17 protein-coding genes are annotated in these 16294 nt (G+C 62.8%); 8 read left to right on the forward strand and 9 right to left on the reverse strand.

All coding sequences use genetic code 11. From position 1 onward, the window contains the following. Positions 1–263 precede the first annotated feature (263 nt). Positions 264–986, forward strand: coding sequence for an MBL fold metallo-hydrolase (locus AC1D05_RS23020; protein WP_477444213.1), 723 nt, complete (start codon positions 264–266; stop codon positions 984–986). A 62-nt stretch (positions 987–1048) separates the two neighbouring features. Here the strand turns inward: AC1D05_RS23020 and AC1D05_RS23025 are convergent, their stop codons facing one another. Next, positions 1049–1654 (reverse strand): NADPH-dependent FMN reductase, encoded by a 606-nt coding sequence (locus AC1D05_RS23025; protein WP_475458949.1) that lies wholly within the window; start codon positions 1652–1654, stop codon positions 1049–1051. A gap of 92 nt (positions 1655–1746) precedes the next feature. Here AC1D05_RS23025 and AC1D05_RS23030 point away from each other — a divergent pair, with 92 nt between their 5' ends. Continuing rightward, the gene (locus AC1D05_RS23030; RefSeq protein ID WP_477444060.1) at positions 1747–2115 is read left to right on the forward strand and encodes a winged helix-turn-helix transcriptional regulator; all 369 of its coding nucleotides are present in this window, start codon (positions 1747–1749) and stop codon (positions 2113–2115) included. 165 nt (positions 2116–2280) lie between these two features. Here AC1D05_RS23030 and AC1D05_RS23035 read toward each other — a convergent pair whose 3' ends face one another. The 3 genes from AC1D05_RS23035 to AC1D05_RS23045 all read right to left on the reverse strand — a co-directional run bounded on the left by AC1D05_RS23035 (position 2281) and on the right by AC1D05_RS23045 (position 4045). Beyond that, complete coding sequence (locus AC1D05_RS23035; protein ID WP_477444061.1) at positions 2281–2484, reverse strand: hypothetical protein; 204 nt, start codon at positions 2482–2484, stop codon at positions 2281–2283. Positions 2485–2608: 124 nt separating this feature from the next. After that, positions 2609–3004 carry an acyl-CoA thioesterase gene (locus AC1D05_RS23040; RefSeq protein WP_027044112.1) on the reverse strand — a complete coding sequence of 132 codons (396 nt, stop codon included), beginning with the start codon at positions 3002–3004 and terminating at the stop codon, positions 2609–2611. Positions 3005–3103: 99 nt separating this feature from the next. Continuing rightward, the gene (locus tag AC1D05_RS23045) at positions 3104–4045 is read right to left on the reverse strand and encodes a phosphoribosylaminoimidazolesuccinocarboxamide synthase (protein ID WP_477444062.1); all 942 of its coding nucleotides are present in this window, start codon (positions 4043–4045) and stop codon (positions 3104–3106) included. A 204-nt stretch (positions 4046–4249) separates the two neighbouring features. Here AC1D05_RS23045 and AC1D05_RS23050 point away from each other — a divergent pair, with 204 nt between their 5' ends. From AC1D05_RS23050 to AC1D05_RS23060, 3 genes are read left to right on the forward strand one after another with little or no spacing between them, the layout of a single operon-like run. Next, positions 4250–5866 carry a GMC family oxidoreductase gene (locus AC1D05_RS23050; protein ID WP_477444063.1) on the forward strand — a complete coding sequence of 539 codons (1617 nt, stop codon included), beginning with the start codon at positions 4250–4252 and terminating at the stop codon, positions 5864–5866. Continuing rightward, positions 5863–7077 (forward strand): mandelate racemase/muconate lactonizing enzyme family protein, encoded by a 1215-nt coding sequence (locus AC1D05_RS23055; protein WP_477444064.1) that lies wholly within the window; start codon positions 5863–5865, stop codon positions 7075–7077. Before AC1D05_RS23050 ends, AC1D05_RS23055 begins: the two co-directional genes overlap by 4 nt. After that, positions 7074–7991, forward strand: coding sequence for an NAD(P)-dependent oxidoreductase (locus tag AC1D05_RS23060; protein WP_477444065.1), 918 nt, complete (start codon positions 7074–7076; stop codon positions 7989–7991). The genes AC1D05_RS23055 and AC1D05_RS23060 overlap by 4 nt, the downstream gene beginning before the upstream one ends. A gap of 93 nt (positions 7992–8084) precedes the next feature. Here the strand turns inward: AC1D05_RS23060 and AC1D05_RS23065 are convergent, their stop codons facing one another. Next, positions 8085–9023, reverse strand: coding sequence for a diacylglycerol/lipid kinase family protein (locus AC1D05_RS23065; protein WP_477444214.1), 939 nt, complete (start codon positions 9021–9023; stop codon positions 8085–8087). Positions 9024–9881: 858 nt separating this feature from the next. On the opposite strand from AC1D05_RS23065, the gene AC1D05_RS23070 reads away from it, so the two are divergent. The 3 genes from AC1D05_RS23070 to AC1D05_RS23080 all read left to right on the forward strand — a co-directional run bounded on the left by AC1D05_RS23070 (position 9882) and on the right by AC1D05_RS23080 (position 12116). Beyond that, positions 9882–10316 carry a hypothetical protein gene (locus tag AC1D05_RS23070; RefSeq protein ID WP_477444066.1) on the forward strand — a complete coding sequence of 145 codons (435 nt, stop codon included), beginning with the start codon at positions 9882–9884 and terminating at the stop codon, positions 10314–10316. Between the two features lie 6 nt (positions 10317–10322). After that, a complete protein-coding gene (locus AC1D05_RS23075) occupies positions 10323–11453 on the forward strand; it encodes a hypothetical protein (RefSeq protein ID WP_477444067.1) in 1131 nt (376 codons plus the stop codon). Positions 11454–11594: 141 nt separating this feature from the next. Next, positions 11595–12116, forward strand: coding sequence for a hypothetical protein (locus AC1D05_RS23080; protein ID WP_477444068.1), 522 nt, complete (start codon positions 11595–11597; stop codon positions 12114–12116). Positions 12117–12119: 3 nt separating this feature from the next. Here AC1D05_RS23080 and AC1D05_RS23085 read toward each other — a convergent pair whose 3' ends face one another. From AC1D05_RS23085 to AC1D05_RS23100, 4 genes are all read right to left on the reverse strand, one after another. Next, positions 12120–12743: a hypothetical protein gene (locus AC1D05_RS23085; RefSeq protein ID WP_477444069.1), complete on the reverse strand. Its 624-nt coding sequence runs from the start codon at positions 12741–12743 to the stop codon at positions 12120–12122. Positions 12744–12763: 20 nt separating this feature from the next. After that, a complete protein-coding gene (locus tag AC1D05_RS23090; protein ID WP_477444070.1) occupies positions 12764–14386 on the reverse strand; it encodes an FAD-binding oxidoreductase in 1623 nt (540 codons plus the stop codon). 203 nt (positions 14387–14589) lie between these two features. Further along, the gene (locus AC1D05_RS23095; RefSeq protein ID WP_172348989.1) at positions 14590–14832 is read right to left on the reverse strand and encodes a DUF1344 domain-containing protein; all 243 of its coding nucleotides are present in this window, start codon (positions 14830–14832) and stop codon (positions 14590–14592) included. Positions 14833–15289: 457 nt separating this feature from the next. Further along, on the reverse strand, positions 15290–16243 hold the full coding sequence (locus AC1D05_RS23100; RefSeq protein ID WP_477444071.1) for a hypothetical protein: 954 nt from the start codon (positions 16241–16243) through the stop codon (positions 15290–15292). Between the last annotated feature and the right edge of the window lie 51 nt (positions 16244–16294).

Raw genomic sequence — 16294 nt, forward strand, 5'->3', positions numbered from 1 at the left:
CCTAACGGTACGCCGCTGGTCGCCCGCGGATGGGCTGGACGAGAAGCACCGCCTCGCGGACTGCATCATCAGGCCACGGCAGGCGCAGCACGCACAATTGGCTTAGATCGAATTGACCGGGCGGGTTGCGGACGACGGCTGTCCGTCTCAGACTGTCTAAAAAAACGGATCGGCAAATGCACCGCATAGCTTCGGGTGACCTTTATCAGACCTACACTCTTGGTGACCTGCGCATCACCTCTCTGCGCGATGGCTATGTCGACATGCCGATCAGGCGGCTTCGGCAAAGCGGCGACAAGCCATTTGGCGATGACTTGCCGGACCAAGTCACGCTGGTTGACGGTCAACTCAGACTCTCCGTCAACGCCTTCGCGATTGACGATGGGAATGAGATAACGCTGATCGATACCGGCGCCTCGAATGCCTGGCACCCGACCATGGGCCGGCTTCCCCAAGCGCTGGACGAGGCCAGCATCGATGTCGAAAAAGTCCGCGCCGTCTGCTTCACCCATACGCATCTCGACCACATCCATGGTCTTGTACTTGCCGATGGCCAGGACGCTTTCCCGCGCCTGGCGCGCCTGCTCGTTCCCAGGGAGGAACTCGGCCTGTTTCGCGCCGAAGCGCGGCTCGAGCGATTTCACGACATGGCGGAGCCATTCGAAGCCGGAGACCATTTCGGGGCACATGTCGACATTATCGACGCTCATGGTCATGAAGTGGGTCACAGCTGCTTTCGCGTTTCGAGCGGCGGCGAACACATTTTGATCTGGGGCGATACCATTCACGTCCCATCGCTTCAGTTCGATCGGCCCGAGATGACGTGGGAATTCGACACCGATCAAGACCAGGCGCACGAGAGCCGGTTGCGGCTGCTGGCGCTTGCGGCGGACGACAATCATTTCGTTGCCGGCGCGCATCTGGATTCGCCCGGCATTGGCCGTGTCGTCCGGTCTGGGAGCAGCTTTCGATTTGAGCCGCTATAACGAGAAAGGGCGGCGCAAGCGCCGCCCCAAACCCCTTGGGAGGATGATATCGTTCCGGCAGATCAGGCTGCCTGGACTTCCTCGGCCAACACATCGGCCTGACGCGCCTTCTTCAGTGCCTTGGCCCACCAGGCAACGTCGTTGACCAGCGCCGTGGCGGCCTGGTTCAGGTGCTCGAGGTCTTCCAGCTTCTTCTCGCCCTGGCGAACGGCAAGGAAGTCGCCCCAAGCGATGTGGACGGCCGACTTGACCGGCGCCATCTGCAGTTCGACCGCATGGAGGCGGAGCTGCTCGACGGCGCGGGCGCCGCCAACGCTGCCATAGCCGACGAAACCGGCCGGCTTCTTGTTCCACTCGTTGGCGGCGTAGTCGATAGCGTTCTTCAGCACGGCCGTCGGGCCGTGATTGTATTCGGCGGCGGTGAAGATGAAGCCGTCATATTCGGCGACCTTCTTCTGCCAGCGCTGCGCGACTTCGTTGGTCGACGGCACCCAGGCGGAAGAGGCGACTTCGTCGAAGAAAGGCAACGGGAAGTCTCTGAGGTCGACGACTTCGACCTCGATGTCGGCATGCGACTTGGCGATCTTGGCGATCCATTGCGTGGGGACGTCGGCGAAGCGCGCGGCGCGCGTCGAACCGACGATGATGGCGATTTTCGGCTTTGACATGGGGGGCTCTCCATTCCAGTAAAAGACTGGTATCATTTAGATACCGGCGCTATATGAGATACTGTCAACTGCCGACGCAAGGAGGCACCGTTTTGTTACTGAGGCACCCGCATAACACCGAAGACTGCCGCGCGATCTCGGAAATCCTGCAGCGCGTCGGCGACAAATGGACCGTGCTCGTGGTCGGCAAGCTTGGCGGCGGACCGCTGCGTTTCAACGAGCTGCGCGCGGCTGTCGGCGGCATTTCGCAGAAGATGCTGACCACCACCTTGCGCGGGCTGGAACGTGACGGCTTCGTCACCCGCACCGTGTTTCCGACCATTCCGCCGCGCGTCGATTATGAGCTGACCGAACTCGGGCATGAACTGTTGATCCCGGTCAGTGCGCTTGGCGAATGGGCGCGCAGAAACACGCAACGTGTGCGGGAGGCACGCGAAAAATTCGACGGCGCGCGTGGCTGAAACCCTTGCACGGCAAGGGTTTCGACGTTCCGCTGTGAGCGAAATTGTCTAACGGCAAGCGACCTCATGGTCTCTGAATGCAGCCTGGCAACTTTGTCTCATGGCGCTCGAGGACATCCGCGCCCGCGCTGCTGACCACGACACTCACAGACCAAAGGCAGTCCTTCAGCTTCTCGGCGCCAGGCTCTCGCAAGGCGCCGGGCTGCAGGGCGTGCATGTCGTGGCCGGCTTTCGGGCACCCTTGTCGCCATGCAGGCAGGTGGTGTTCGGAAGGTCGTTTTTGACTTCGGCATAGGCGGTCACGCCGAGCAGACAGACCACGGCGACAAGGGCAGCCACCAGCCAGCCGTTCAGTATGTGTTGACGCATTGTATATCCCCCGACGCCGGCACATCGGGCGTGAAGGCAACCGCTGGATGTCGCGAAACGCATCGCTCGCATCAGCGGTGTAACAATTGCCCCACATTGGGGGATCGGCAGAAACGGGCTTTAGTCAACCCTCGGCCGGAACGGCCTTCGGCTTGCCCTCACCGTCCAGCGCCACCATGACGAAATCGGCATGCGTCACCTTTTCCATCAGGTCGGAGAGGTAGCGCTGCGCCCACGCCTCGACCTTGAGCGTCATCGAGGTGCGGCCGACGCGTTCGACATGGGTGTAGATGCACAGCGTGTCGCCGATCTTCATCGGCTTGGCGAAGGACATCTCCTTGACCGCCGCCGTCACCACGCGGCCCCTGGCGCGCTCGGCGGCGCGGATGCCGCAGGCAAGGTCCATCTGCGCCATCACCCAGCCGCCGAAAATGTCGCCGGCGGCATTGGCGTCCGAAGGCATGGCCAGCGTGCGCAGCGTCAGGTCTCCGATCGGCCGTCCTTCCGCGTACTGCACCATGCGAGAAAATCCCTGAGGTCGATGGCTTGAGATCGATTGCCCTCGATCCCGTAGCGTCACGGCACGGACGCGTCAACGCGGCAAAGCTTCGCCTTGCCGCTAGAAGTAGCGCGCGAGGTTCGAGCGGATGCGATCGAGAACGGTATCGCCGGAAACGTCTGGGACGAATTTCTTGCCCGTGATCGCCTCGTAAGCCTGCGCATAGACACCGGAGGCCTGCTCGACGATCTCGTCCGGAATCCTGGGGATCGGGTCCTTGTAGGGATCGCAGCGTGCTGCCACCCACGAGCGGATGAAATCCTTGTCGAAACTGCCCGGCCGCGTGCCGCTTGCCAGCGCCTGTTCGTAGCTGCTGGCGATCCAGTACCGGCTGCTGTCCGGCGTATGGATTTCGTCTGCGAGGATGATCGTCCCGTTCTTGTCGGTGCCGAATTCGTATTTCGTGTCAGCAAGGATCAGACCACGCTCGGCGGCGCGCGCCTGGCCGCGGGCGAACAGCCGCAAGGCATAATCCGAGACGGTGTCCCACTGCGCCTGCGTGAGCAGTCCCTGCTCGAGGATCTCCGCCCTCGACAGCGGCTCGTCATGGGCGCCATCCGCTGCCTTGCTCGTCGGCGTGATGACGGCCTCGGCCAGCTTTTCATTGTCGCGCAGCCCGTCCGGCAGGCGCATGCCATACATGTCGCGTTCGCCGCGCTTATAGCGGGTCAGGATCGAGGTGCTGGTGGTGCCGGCGAGATAACCGCGCACGACGATCTCGACCGGTAGGATGTCCAGCCTTGTGCCGACGACGACATTGGGATCGGGATATTCGAGCGCATGGTTCGGACAGATATCGGCGGTTTCCTCGAACCAGTAGCGCGCCGTCTGGGTCAGGATCTCGCCCTTGAACGGGATCGAGGTCAGGATGATATCGAAGGCGCTGAGACGGTCGGTGGCGATGATGATGCGCCGCCCGTCCGCCAGGTCGTAGTTTTCGCGGACCTTGCCCTTGTAGTGGCCCGGCAGTTCGGGAATGAAGGCATCCGACAGGGTACGCATATGATTTCCCGACTTCCTCGGATTGCTGATGCCATCGCATAAGCTGTCGACCCCATACATATCAAGCGCGATTGTCGGTATTCCCCGCAACTCGACCTCGCACCCCGGTCGCATTTTTCACAACGCATGCCGGAAGGCGCGGCGACTTAGCAAGCCTGCGGCGTCTAGGCTGCGGCCAGATTTCCGGAGCCGCCCAGACTTATCATGCAGACTTATGACTTCATCATCGTCGGCTCCGGCTCGGCCGGCTCGGTGCTCGCCGACAAACTGTCGGCCTCGGGCCGCTTTTCGGTGCTGGTGCTGGAGGCCGGCGGCAGCGACCGCCGCTTCTACGTGCAGATGCCGCTCGGCTACGGCAAGACCTTCTTCGATCCCGCGGTCAACTGGAACTACAAGACCGAAGCCGATCCCGGTCTCGGCGGCAATGTCGACCACTGGCCCCGCGGCAAGCTGCTCGGCGGGTCGAGTTCGATCAACGCCATGGTCTGGATCCGCGGCGCGCGCGAGGATTTCGACGACTGGCGCGCCGCCGGCAATCCCGGCTGGGGCTATGATGATTTGCTGCCGGCCTTCAAGGCGCTCGAGGATAATGAGGCCGGCGCCGACACATGGCGCGGCACCGGTGGCCCGCTGCACATCAGCGGCACGGCCAACGCCGTTCACCCGCTGACAAAGCGCTATCTCGCCGCCGGCCAGCAGGCCGGCCTGCCACTCAACCCCGATTTCAACGGCGCCACCCAGGAAGGCGTCGGCACCTACCAGATCTCGACCAAAAACGGTCGCCGCATGTCCGCCGCCCGCGCCTTCCTGCGCCCGGCGATGAAGCGCGCCAATGTCCGCGTCGAGACCGACGCGCTGGCGACCCGCATCCTGTTCGAAGGCAAGCGCGCCGTCGGCATCGAGTATCTGCAGGACGGCGAGACCAGGACGGCGCGCGCCGGCCGCGAGGTCATCCTGTCCAGCGGTTCGATCAACTCGCCGCAATTGCTGCAGTTGTCCGGTATCGGTCCGTCGGCGCTGCTTGGCGGACTCGGCATACCGGTCGTCCACGCCAGCGAGAATGTCGGCGCCAATCTGCAGGACCATGTTGGTATCAACTACACTTTCAAGGGCAAGGTGCCGACGCTCAACCAGATCCTCCGCCCGTGGTGGGGCAAGCTGCTGGTCGGCATGCAGTACATATTGACCCGGTCCGGTCCGCTTTCGCTGTCGATGAACCATGGCGGCGGCTTCTTCCGCACCGACCCGGCGTTCTCGCGCCCCAATATGCAGCTCTATTTTCAGGCCTTTTCGACCGTCATCCCGAAGAGCGGCGAACGGCCGATCCTGACCCCCGATCCCTGGCCCGGCTTCTCCATCGGCCTGTCCAATTGCCGCCCGTCGAGCCGCGGCGAGATCATGATCCGCTCCAGCAATCCGCTGGAGTATCCGAAAATCACCGCTAACGCCTATTCGACCAATGCCGACGTCGAGGAGATGCTGGCGGCGGTGAAGTTCGTGCGCAAGATCGCCTCGATGCCGGCGATGGCGGAAATCATCAGGGAAGAAGTCCTGCCCGGCCCATCGATCCAGTCCGATGCCGACCTCATCACCGATTTCAGGAAACGCTCGGGCACCGTTTATCACCCGGTCTCGACCTGCCGCATGGGGCCTGATCCCCAGCGCTCCGTAGTCGACCCTCGCCTGAAAGTGCATGGCCTTGACGGCTTGCGCGTCATCGACGCCTCGATCTTTCCCGACAACATCACCGGCAACACCAACGCCGCCTCGATCATGACCGGGTGGAAGGGTGCCGAACTGGTTCTGGAGGACCAAAAATGAAGATCACCGACGTCAAGACCTGGGTTGTCGGCAACCCGCCGCCCGGCATCGGCGGCAAATATTTCATCTTCGTCAAGCTCACCACCGACGGCGGCGTGGTCGGCTATGGCGAAGCCTACAACGCCACCTTCTCCGCCCCCATCACGGCAAAGCTTGTCGAGGACATGGCCGAGCGTTATCTGATCGGCCACGATCCGCACGACATCGAGAACTTCTTCCGCCGCGCCTATTCGTCTGGCTTCACCCAGCGCCCCGACGTGACCGGCATGGGCTGCTTCTCGGCGCTCGAAATGGCCTGCTGGGATATTGTCGGCAAGGAGGCCAACAAGCCGGTCTACAAACTGCTCGGCGGCCAGGTGCACGAGACGCTGCGCTCCTACACCTATCTCTATCCGCACACCGGCAGTGTCCATTCCGAGGACGCGCCGGACGGCAGGAACGTCTACAACGACCCCGAAATGGCGGCGGCCTGCGCACTCGAATATGTCGAGCAGGGGTTCAATGCCGTGAAGCTCGACCCGGCCGGCCCCTACACCGCCTTTGACGGCCACCAGCCGCGCCTCATCGACATCGATGTCGCCACCCGCATGGTCAAGGCAATCCGCGAGGCGGTCGGCACCCGCGCCGACATATTGTTCGGCACGCACGGCCAGTTCACCGCGTCGGGTGCGCTGCGCATGGCGCGAGCCATCGAGCCCTATGATCCCTTGTGGTTCGAGGAGCCGGTGCCGCCCGATATGCCGGAGGTCATGGCGCAAGTAGCCCGCGCGACCTCGATCCCGATCGCCACCGGCGAGCGGCTGACGACCAAGTTCGAATTCGCGCGCGTCATCGAGAACCGTGCGGCGACCATCCTGCAGCCCGACCTCGGCCGCTCCGGCGGCATTCTCGAAACCAAGAAGATCGCCGCCATGGCCGAGGCCTACCACATCCAGATCGCGCCGCACTGCTATTGCGGGCCGATTGTCGGCGCCGCCAACATCCAGCTGGCGGTAACGCTGCCCAACTTCCTGATCCTGGAATCGCTGAAGCAGTGGGACGGTTTCCACGCCACGCTGCTGAAGAAGAAGATCGAGTGGCAGGACGGCAATGTCATCCCGTCGAAGGAGCCCGGCCTCGGCGTCGAGCTCAACGAGGCGGTCTGCGACGCACACCCCTATACCGGCAAGGATTTGCACCTGCAGATGATGCAGACACCGTTGATGCCGTGAGCGAACGCTACGCCTTCATCGGCCTCGGCCATCTCGGCGGCAACCTTGCCGCCAGCCTTGTCCGCAATGGTTTTGCCGTCACGGTCTTCGACCGCGATCCCACTGCCGTCGAGCGCCTCGTTGCGCTTGGCGCCGCAGCTGCCAACAGCCCCGCCGAGGCTGCTTCTCGCGCCGGCAATGCCATCACATGCCTGCCCTCGCCAAAGGTCAGTGAAGCGGTGCTGTCTGGTCCCGGCGGGTTGTTGGAAGGTCTACCCGAGGGCGGCACCTGGATCGAGATGTCGACCAACGGCCGCGACGAGATTGTTCGGCTTGCCGCCCTCGCCTCGGCCAAGGATGTCGAGACATTGGAATGCCCGGTCACCGGCGGCGTGCATCTGGCGGCAGCGGGAAAAATCACCGCGCTGGTCGGCGGCGATGCGGCGCTTTACGAACGCCATCGACCTGCCATCGAAGCGATGTGCGCACGCTCCTTCCTGATGGGGCCAGTCGGCTCGGCGGCGGTGATCAAGGTGATCACCAACATGCTGGCCTTCATCCATCTCGTCGCCGCCGGCGAAGCGCTGATGCTGGCCAAGCAAGGTGGGCTCGATCTTGCCCAATCGTACCACGCCATCGTTGCATCCTCCGGCAACAGCTTCGTCCACGAGACCGAAAGCCAGCTCGTCCTCAACGGCTCCTACGACATCGGCTTCACCATGGACCTGGCGCTGAAGGACCTCGGCTTCGCCTTGGGCATGGGCAAGGATTTCGGCGTGCCGCTCGATCTCGCCACGCGCGTCAACGCGATTTTCGAGCAAGGCAAGGAAGCCTATGGCGGAGGCGCCTGGTCGACGCAGATCGTCAAATTGCTCGAGGATGCGGTCGGCACCGACCTGCGTGCCCCCGGTTTCCCGGCCAAGCTGGAACTTTGACCAGGGACCGGAAAACCAAGCAATTTCATTAACTTGAATCGATAGCCGGATTCAGTTTCGAAACGACTTGAATCAAAGCCGCAACGCCTTGACTCAATATCTCAGCATCAGCGCTCCAGGCAGGATCTCGAAGGTCGCCGGTATGCGTCCTGGCGACTCACCGTCTATGTCGACCAACGCGCCGTTCTTTTCCACATCGCCGAGCGGTTCGACCACCACCTTCTTGCCGCGCAGGATAGTGATGGCCGGATGGTTGCGGTGCCGGCCGCCATAGAGCAGGCGGATGTCCCAGATCAGTTTCAGCTTGCCCGCCGCGCGCAGGATGACGATGTCGAACTGGCCGTCGGTCAGCTCGGCGTCGGGCGCGATCATCATGCCGCCGCCGAAGAATTTGCCGTTGGCCACCGCCACCAGCGCCATGCGCGCCTCGACCGGCGTGCCGTCATCGACGGTGATCCGCACATCCTGAAAGCGGTAGCGGATGAACTCGACCACGGTGCGCCACAGGAACAGCGCCTTGGCCGACATCTTGCCCTTGCGCTTGTCGGCATTGACCGCGCGGTCCGTCGCCCCTGAGAGGCCGAGGCTGGCGATGTTGATGAAGTGGCGGCTGGCCAGCGCGCCATGGTCGTCGATATAGCAGATGCGCCCGGCATCGACCTTGCGCCCCTTCGCCTCGGCGATCCGCTTCAGCGTCGCATCCACGTCTTTCGGCAGGCCGAGCCCGCGAGCGAAATCGATGCCGGTGCCGCATGGCAGAAGGCCAAGCTCGGTCGTCTTGCCGCTCTCTTCGGCCGCCTGCAGCAGCCCGTCGGCCACCTCGCTCGCCGTGCCGTCGCCGCCGCCGGCGATCACCAGGTCGAAACCGCTGGCGGCAAGGTCGATGGCCAGCCGTTCGGCATCGCCCTCGGCTTGCGTCTCGCGCAGCTCGAAATCGCCGAAGTGCTTTTTCAGCGAGGCGGCGACTTCAGGCCAATGCCGTTTCAGCCGGCCGCCACCGGCAATCGGATTGAGAACCACCCCGACTTTCAAATACTCGCCCTCCCCGGCGCCGGGCATACACGCCCGATCGTTTGCCGGCATTGAAACCCTTGCCCGCCGGCGGAGCAAGGGGCGCTGTCGGTCGGAGCACCAAAAAGCGGGGCACGCTGTCTAAGGCAACCGGCGCCGAAATTTCGGGACACTTGGCAAACAGTCCCCGATAATCCCGCTATCCACAGGCCCAGGGCCATTCCCCAAGACCCTTACCCGGCGTAAGTTCAACCCATCTCAGGCGGCTACCAATCATCAAGCCGAAAGGCGAAGTGAAAGGCGGATTTCCTGAGGCCCGTACGGCCCGAAGCGAGAGCAGGCTTGCCTGTTCGAGGGACGGAAGCCGAGACCTACGGGGCCGCGGAAAGCGTGCCAACGCCGACGGCGGACCGATGCTGCCATGAAGGACGGCAAAAACCTTCGATGGCCGCAGGGCAAAGCCCGCAAGGGTGGAGACCGGCGAGGTCCTGAACGGACGCTGCTCTCGGGTGGCGGACTGGCGGGGCCGTCAAAATCAAGGCCGGCATGGCGCGACGACTTTACGGAAGTTGCTGCCGCGACCGTGTCCTGATCTGACAGGGAGGCGCTGGGAGAAATCCCGGCGCCGACTGTCGTTTCCGCCCGTTGATGTCCCTTGCTGGCGATCTTGCGGGCGCCGCTTCACCGCGCGTTAAAATCGTTTAGTATCGCTGCGTCAGAGCCCGTTTGAAAACGCGCTCTGCCGAGTCGGATGGCGTGGCTTTCGAGAACCGAAGCGCAGCGGACTTTTGGGTCCGTGAGCATCGGAAGCGCAGAAAACCGCGTCAGGCGGCCGGCAGAGTAGCGTTTGCAAATGGGCTCTTTGAAGGGGGATGCTTCATGACGCTGATCCAGAAGCTTGCCGTTGCCTACGCTTTCCTGTTCTTCGCCGTCGTCGCCATCGGCTACATACCGGCGTTCAACGATGCCAACGGCAATCTGTTCGGCCTGTTCTCATTGCAATGGTACGACGACTTGCTGCACGCCTTCTCCGGCGTCTGGGCGCTGGCCGCCGCCTTGATCTCGCACCGCCTGGCGGTTTTCTATTTCAAGCTGTTCGGCTCGGTCTATCTGTTCGACGGCATACTCGGGCTGATCACCGGTTCCGGCTGCCTCGATGCCGGCATCTTCATCAACGGCTTCCGCTCCCTCAACGACATCGAGTTCCCCGCCCGCTTCTTCGCCAACCTGCCGCACATCGTCATTGGCGGCTTCGCCGTCTATGTCGGCTTCTGGCTGTCGAAGCGCATCTACGACCACTTCGCCACGGCCTGACCGGCCATGTTCCTGTTCCGCTGGCTGAAGCGCCTCGTCAAGACGATCGTCTGGCTGATCGTCATCGTCATCCTCATCCCGGTCATCGGGCTGAGCTACGGCTTCCTGACCACGCCCTCGCTCGACAAGACGCCGCTACCCGGCATGGCCGACGGCGCGCCGCCCAAAGTGTTGGTTGACAAGGTCCGCGCCGAGATCCCCGGCTACCAGCGGCCGGAGGAATCCACCTTCCTCACCTATCCCGAATGGGCGATCGTCTACGCCGCGCGCGAATATGCCGGCTTCGTCGCCAAGGACCAGCCGAGCGGCTTTCCCTATTGGTCCTATGTCGGCCGCTTCTGGCAGGACTACGCCACGGTGATCCGCGCCAGTTCGCCCTACAAGTTCAACTATGCCAACCACCAGATGCTGGTCATCATCGGCACCAGCCATTCGATCGAGCACATCCTGCAATGGGCCTACGAGAATACCGTCGGCCGCGTCACCGAAGCGACATCGGCCAAGCGCACCGCCGCCGACATCTACCAGGCCAAGGTGGCGGCGGACTACGCAGGCTTTCTCGACCAGGTGCCGTGGTACCAGTTCCCCTATGCCGAAAAGCGCGCCGGCCTGTTTGCCGTGCAGCCGGCGCCGGGCGACAGCTCCATCCGCAGCAGCGAGCGCAAACTCGCCTTCGGTCTCGCCGACACCATCAAGCAGGGTTATGCCGACCTGATCAAGAAGGCGCTTGCCGCCACCTCCGACCCGGCGTTGCTCGACATCCATGTCTGGGCCAAGGGCCCGGTCGGCGAAGCCACCCGCAACGAGCCGGACACCTTGCTGGAACGCAATTACGGTGCCGACGGCACCATCTTCGTCACCAAGCGCTATCAGGTCTTCACCGACATGATCCCGCGGCTGATCGACAAGGGCGTCTCCTTCGTCGAGATCGGCGGCAATGACGAGATCATGGTCACCATGCTCTCGACCGACTCGATCGCCGTTCCCGAAGGCATGCGCATCCTGTTCAGCTATCCGCTGCCGGCCGACTCCTCGACGCGCCGCACCGGCATGGTCGTTGCCGTGCGCAAGCTGCATCTGGTGCTGCCGTCGCTGATGAAGGCAGGCGCAAAACTCGAACACGTCTACGATTATTGAGGCCTTTCGGTAACACCGCGCAAAGATTGGCCACCCAGAGCGCTCCGCCACGCTCATTCCACAATCGCGGCCAAATCCCGCCTTGTTCGCGCGCGATGGAAATGACTGAGCTGCCGGGGGGCATCTCGAAGGGACAAGACCGTGATCAAGACCGCCCTTGTCGCCATGACCATCGTCGGCTGCGACTGCGACGCCAAGCTTTGCGAATATATCGGCGAGACGCCGGCGAAATGGTCGACAATCGCCGAATGCGAAGCCGCGATGAAGAGCCAGATCCTGCACCAGCGCAATTTCAACTATCCGCTGGTGTCCGGCATCTGCCGCACCAAAGGTTCGTCGTCCTCCTCGCAGCTCGCCGCCACCGCGTCCCTGCCCGAACTGAAGCCCGCCAGCAGGGTCGTGCGGACGGAAAGCCCGCTGCCGCCGGAACTGAGCCGTCGGCCAAGCGTCCCCGTCGGCACGCCGACGACGGCCGTCGACGCGGACGCTGCCCGGCCTGTCGCCTATGAACAGGTGGTCGATGGCGGAACCGGCGTGCTCTACCGCACCAAGAACGGCTACGCCGTGGTCAAGACCGATCTTGGCCGCGCCGCTTCGGCGACCGCTGACGCGGCCAAGCGCTCCGTGAACTGGCTGGCCGGCCTGGTGCCGACGGGGCTGTAGCTCTTACATCTTCAGCTTCAGCCTCTCCCAGAACTTGTCGATCAGCGGCTGTTCGGTGCCCAGGTCCTCGCTGCCGACGCGCGTGATGAACAGCAGGCCCTGATCGGCAAGCCCGTAGCCGACGATCTCGAAATACGCGGTGTCGGTGCGCGTCTTCACCTCGGCGCGGATGCCTGTCAATTCCTTGCCGTCGGCAAGCTTGCGGGTCGTCGGCTGCTGCGTCAGTTCGGCACCGGCCTGCACTGATTCCCGGGTCATCTCCTGCAGCATCAGCTGGTTGAGCGACACCGGGTTCATCTTGCCGTATTCCTGCACCACGACGATCGTGCCGAGCGCCGAAGCCATCAGATATTGCGTGATGTTTTCGCCGAGATCGGTCTTGGTCACCGAAATGCCGCTCGGATGGACGAAGGAGAAACTGCCGCCGGAAAAGGTGGCGAAGTCGTTGCGCTCGAGCGTCACCTTGCTCTGCTTGCCGCCGGGCAGCGTGATATCAGTGCTCTCACCGGGATCGATATCGACCGTCACCCCATCGATGGTCAGCTTGAAAGCCTTGAGGTCCTCGGCTGCGACCGGTCCAGCGCACAGCGCGATGAGAGTGAGGGCTGCCGCTGATAGCATGCGCATCGATTGAATCTCCTAGGCGTCTACGCCACCCCGCTCAGTGCCTTGATGGCACGGTAGAAGGTCGAGGAAAACAGTTCCGTCGGGTCATATTGCCGCTTCGATGCCAGGAAAGCCGGCAGTTCGGGATAGGACGCCAGCAACTCCTTGGCCGTGTAGTGCAACTGGTAAGGCAGGAAGAAACGCCCGCCATGCTTGATCGTCACATCGATCAGCACCCGCGTCAGTGCCCGCATCCTGGCATTGCCGTCGGCATCGGTCGGCTGGTTGATGTAGAGCACCAGCGAATAGGCCGGCTCCGGCGCATAAGTCAGCGCCACATCCTCCTTGTGGACGATGCGCACCGAGGCATTGAGCACCGGCAGCGACTGTTTGCGCAGGATCTCGCGAGCCTCCGTGATGAATGGATTATACGCAGCACGTGGAATAAAATATTCGTGCAGAATGTCGGTCTCGTCCATCAGATCGTTGAACAGATACGGCACCGAATCGTGCATCGGATTGTTGCGGGTGACGAGACAGGCCTCGCCTTGCGCCATTGCTGAAGTGCGTGCCACCGTGCAGTTCTCGAATTTCGGCTCCAGCGTCTTTTCGGTGAACCACTTCAGCTCCTGGAACACGCTGCCCCATTTCGCCAGGTTGATGATCACCCGCCTCAGCCCGACCGAGCCCGGTTCGCCGATCGGCGGCTGGTCGGCCGGCGGTTGCTCGGCCACCTTGTCGTAGCGGTAGACGATCATGTCCTCGAGGAAATTGCCCGGCGCCGTCGACAGATGGCCGTAGAACAGGCCGATATCCCTGTTCGGCTCCAGCACCTCGGCAAAGAACTTCGGGAAATCGTCGGATTTGATGATTTCGCGCGACGTCCGGTAGACGGCGTTGTCGACGATGTCGAGCGTCGCCTCCAGCACCACGCTGAACAGGCCGTAGCCGCCGACGACGTGGCGGAACAGGTCGGTGTTCTCGCTCGGTGAGCAGGTCGTCACCGCCCCATCGGCCAGCATCACCCGCATCGAACGGATCGAGCCGGCAACCGAACCCGCCTGATGGTCCATGCCATGCGCATTGACAGACAGCGAGCCACCGACCGAGAAAATGTCGGTCGACTGCATCGCCTTCACCGCGAAACGCGGATGCAGCAGGTTCTGGATGTCGTGCCAGCGCGCGCCGGGCTGCAGCGTCATGGTCTTGGCCGTCGTGTCGACGCTGACCTTGTTGAACTTCTTGAGGTCGAGCACCAGCGCATGGTCGTCGAAGGCATGCCCGCCCATCGAATGGCGGATGGCGGCCAGCGACACTTTCAGCCCGTTGGCGCGGGCGAAGGCCAGCGCCCTGGCGATATGGTCTTCCTCGCTGACCTCGACCACACCATAGACCGGCGTCCGCGACAGGCCGCTGGCATCGTTGATGTCGCCGCCCTTGGCCAACCAGGGCAGCGAGGGATCAAAGGCCGGCGGACTGGCGAGCGGTTTCGACGGCAGGGCGATGCCATCGATGTCGGCGATGCGCCCGGCATTCTTCGGCCCCGAAGGTCCCCTGGCCAGCCGTGCCATGGTGGTGCCGCCCCACAGCACCGCGCCACCGACCACGGTCGCACCGAGCACCAGCCGGCGCGACAGGCGGAACCCCTTCTGTTCGTCAGCCATGCAGATCCCCCGTTGGCCAAGGGATAGCGCGGCTCTTTGGCAAAAACCATAGGAGTGCTGTCGGGGCAGCATTCCGTCACCCTGGCCGCCTGGCGGTGAGTGCCCAGGAGCATGAAAATGGCCGATCCCCGAAGGAACCGGCCAAGATGGAGCAGGGTCTGAAAAGTCCGGTCAGCAGGTCCGCCGACGCATGACGCTCTCGGCTACGAAGCCTTCTTGATCGACGTCACCATGCCGGTCTTGTCATCGACGGTTACCGCCACCTTGGCGCCGACCTTCAGTTTACCGATCTTCGCTTCCGGCGACAGCTGGTAGATCTTGCCGTCGTCGAGCGTGATCGACTTGGTCGTCGGATCGACCGCCTGGATGGTGCCCTGAACGGACGCGGCATAGGCCGTGCCGAGGAAGGCGAGCAGAGCGGCGGTGGTTACGAGGGTTCTTTTCATCGGATGTACTCCGTGCTGTTTCGGTTTTCCGGGCCGTCGTCTTGGGTAACGACAGCACCGAACAAGCCGACACTGGGCCGGAAAGCCTGCTGGTCGCAAATCACGTTGGATGAATTTTCGCAAACAAAATCATAGGCTTAATTCTGACACATTGCTTGCGGGTCAACAACGCTGGTGTCATCTCGCGCCAATTGCGTCAGCGAATTCTGCCATGAAAAGAGTCGGTTAGATGCCACATGACTGTCATCATGCCACTGCCGTATTTGCCGTCCGGCGGGATCACAAAAAATGTTCCGAGAAATCGACAAGGACACGTTTTGTTTCGACGCCGGCCAGAGCAATTCCAGGAAAAGTGTGATCGGTTTTCTCGGGAAAAGCGCAGAGCGCTTTCCCTTGGGAATTGCGTGAAAACAAAGGCCTAGAGCAGTTCACCGTTTCCGTGAAACGGCGAACTGCCCTAGCCCGCGTCCTTGGCGCCGATCTTGCGCACCAGTGCCGCCGTCGCCAGCATGGCGCCCATGTCCGAGATCATCGGCGCAACATGCCTGGTATAGTCGAGCGGCACCGATATTTCGGGCAGCTCGAAGAAATTCTTCGCCTGCGGCAACAGCAGGAAACCGTCGCCGCCATTGAGCGCGACGCGGGCGGGATCGTCCGGCCAAGTCTCGCCCAGCCATTTCAGCGCCTGTGCCAGCCGGCCCATCACCAGCGGCCGCGCCGCCTCGACATTGTCGGTGCGGAATTCATAGGCCGCATCGAGTTCGGGCACGCCGGATGACAGTTCCTGGATTTTTTTGCTGGCGAACATGCCGCGGAAGAAGCCCATCACCGCATTGGTGCGCCGCGTCGCCACCAATATTCCCGGGAACGGCTCGATGGCCTCGAAAGCAACGATGACGCCCTTGAAGGTTGTCGCCTTGGTCTTGGTCGACGCCCCATCCCAAAGGTCGGCTTCGTAGAGTTCGAACGCAAACCCGTCATAGCGTCCCGAAATGATATCGTCGAAGCGGCTCATGCTGGCGCCGCCGACCGTCTCGCGCGGCAACCGGTCGAAGGAATTCGGCGTCACGTCGCGCTGGTAGCGCATATCCCCGATGAAGCCGAAGATGATCGGCATCAGCGTCTCGCGAAACGATTGCCGCAGCCGCGTCGCCGGCCGGATCGCCCGGAAATAGAGCAGGATCGCCGTCACGAAACCGATGATGTAGAGAAACACATGCGGCGTCGAAAACCATTGCTCGTTGGGGTCGGCGACCTTGTTGAACAGCCACGCGATCACTGCCACGGCCACCAGCACCAAGCCAACGAAAAGCGGCGTCCGCCAGCGCACCTGCCGCAGCGTCGAGGCCCTCGCCGCTTCATAGGCTTCGATGCCCCTCCGGATGGCTGCGATGACAGTCTCATCAGGCATGAAATCCGCTGTTTCCACTGCCATCTCTCCGCCGCCAGCACGCCTGCATGA

It is taken from the genome of Mesorhizobium sp. P2_E9, assembly GCF_056403815.1.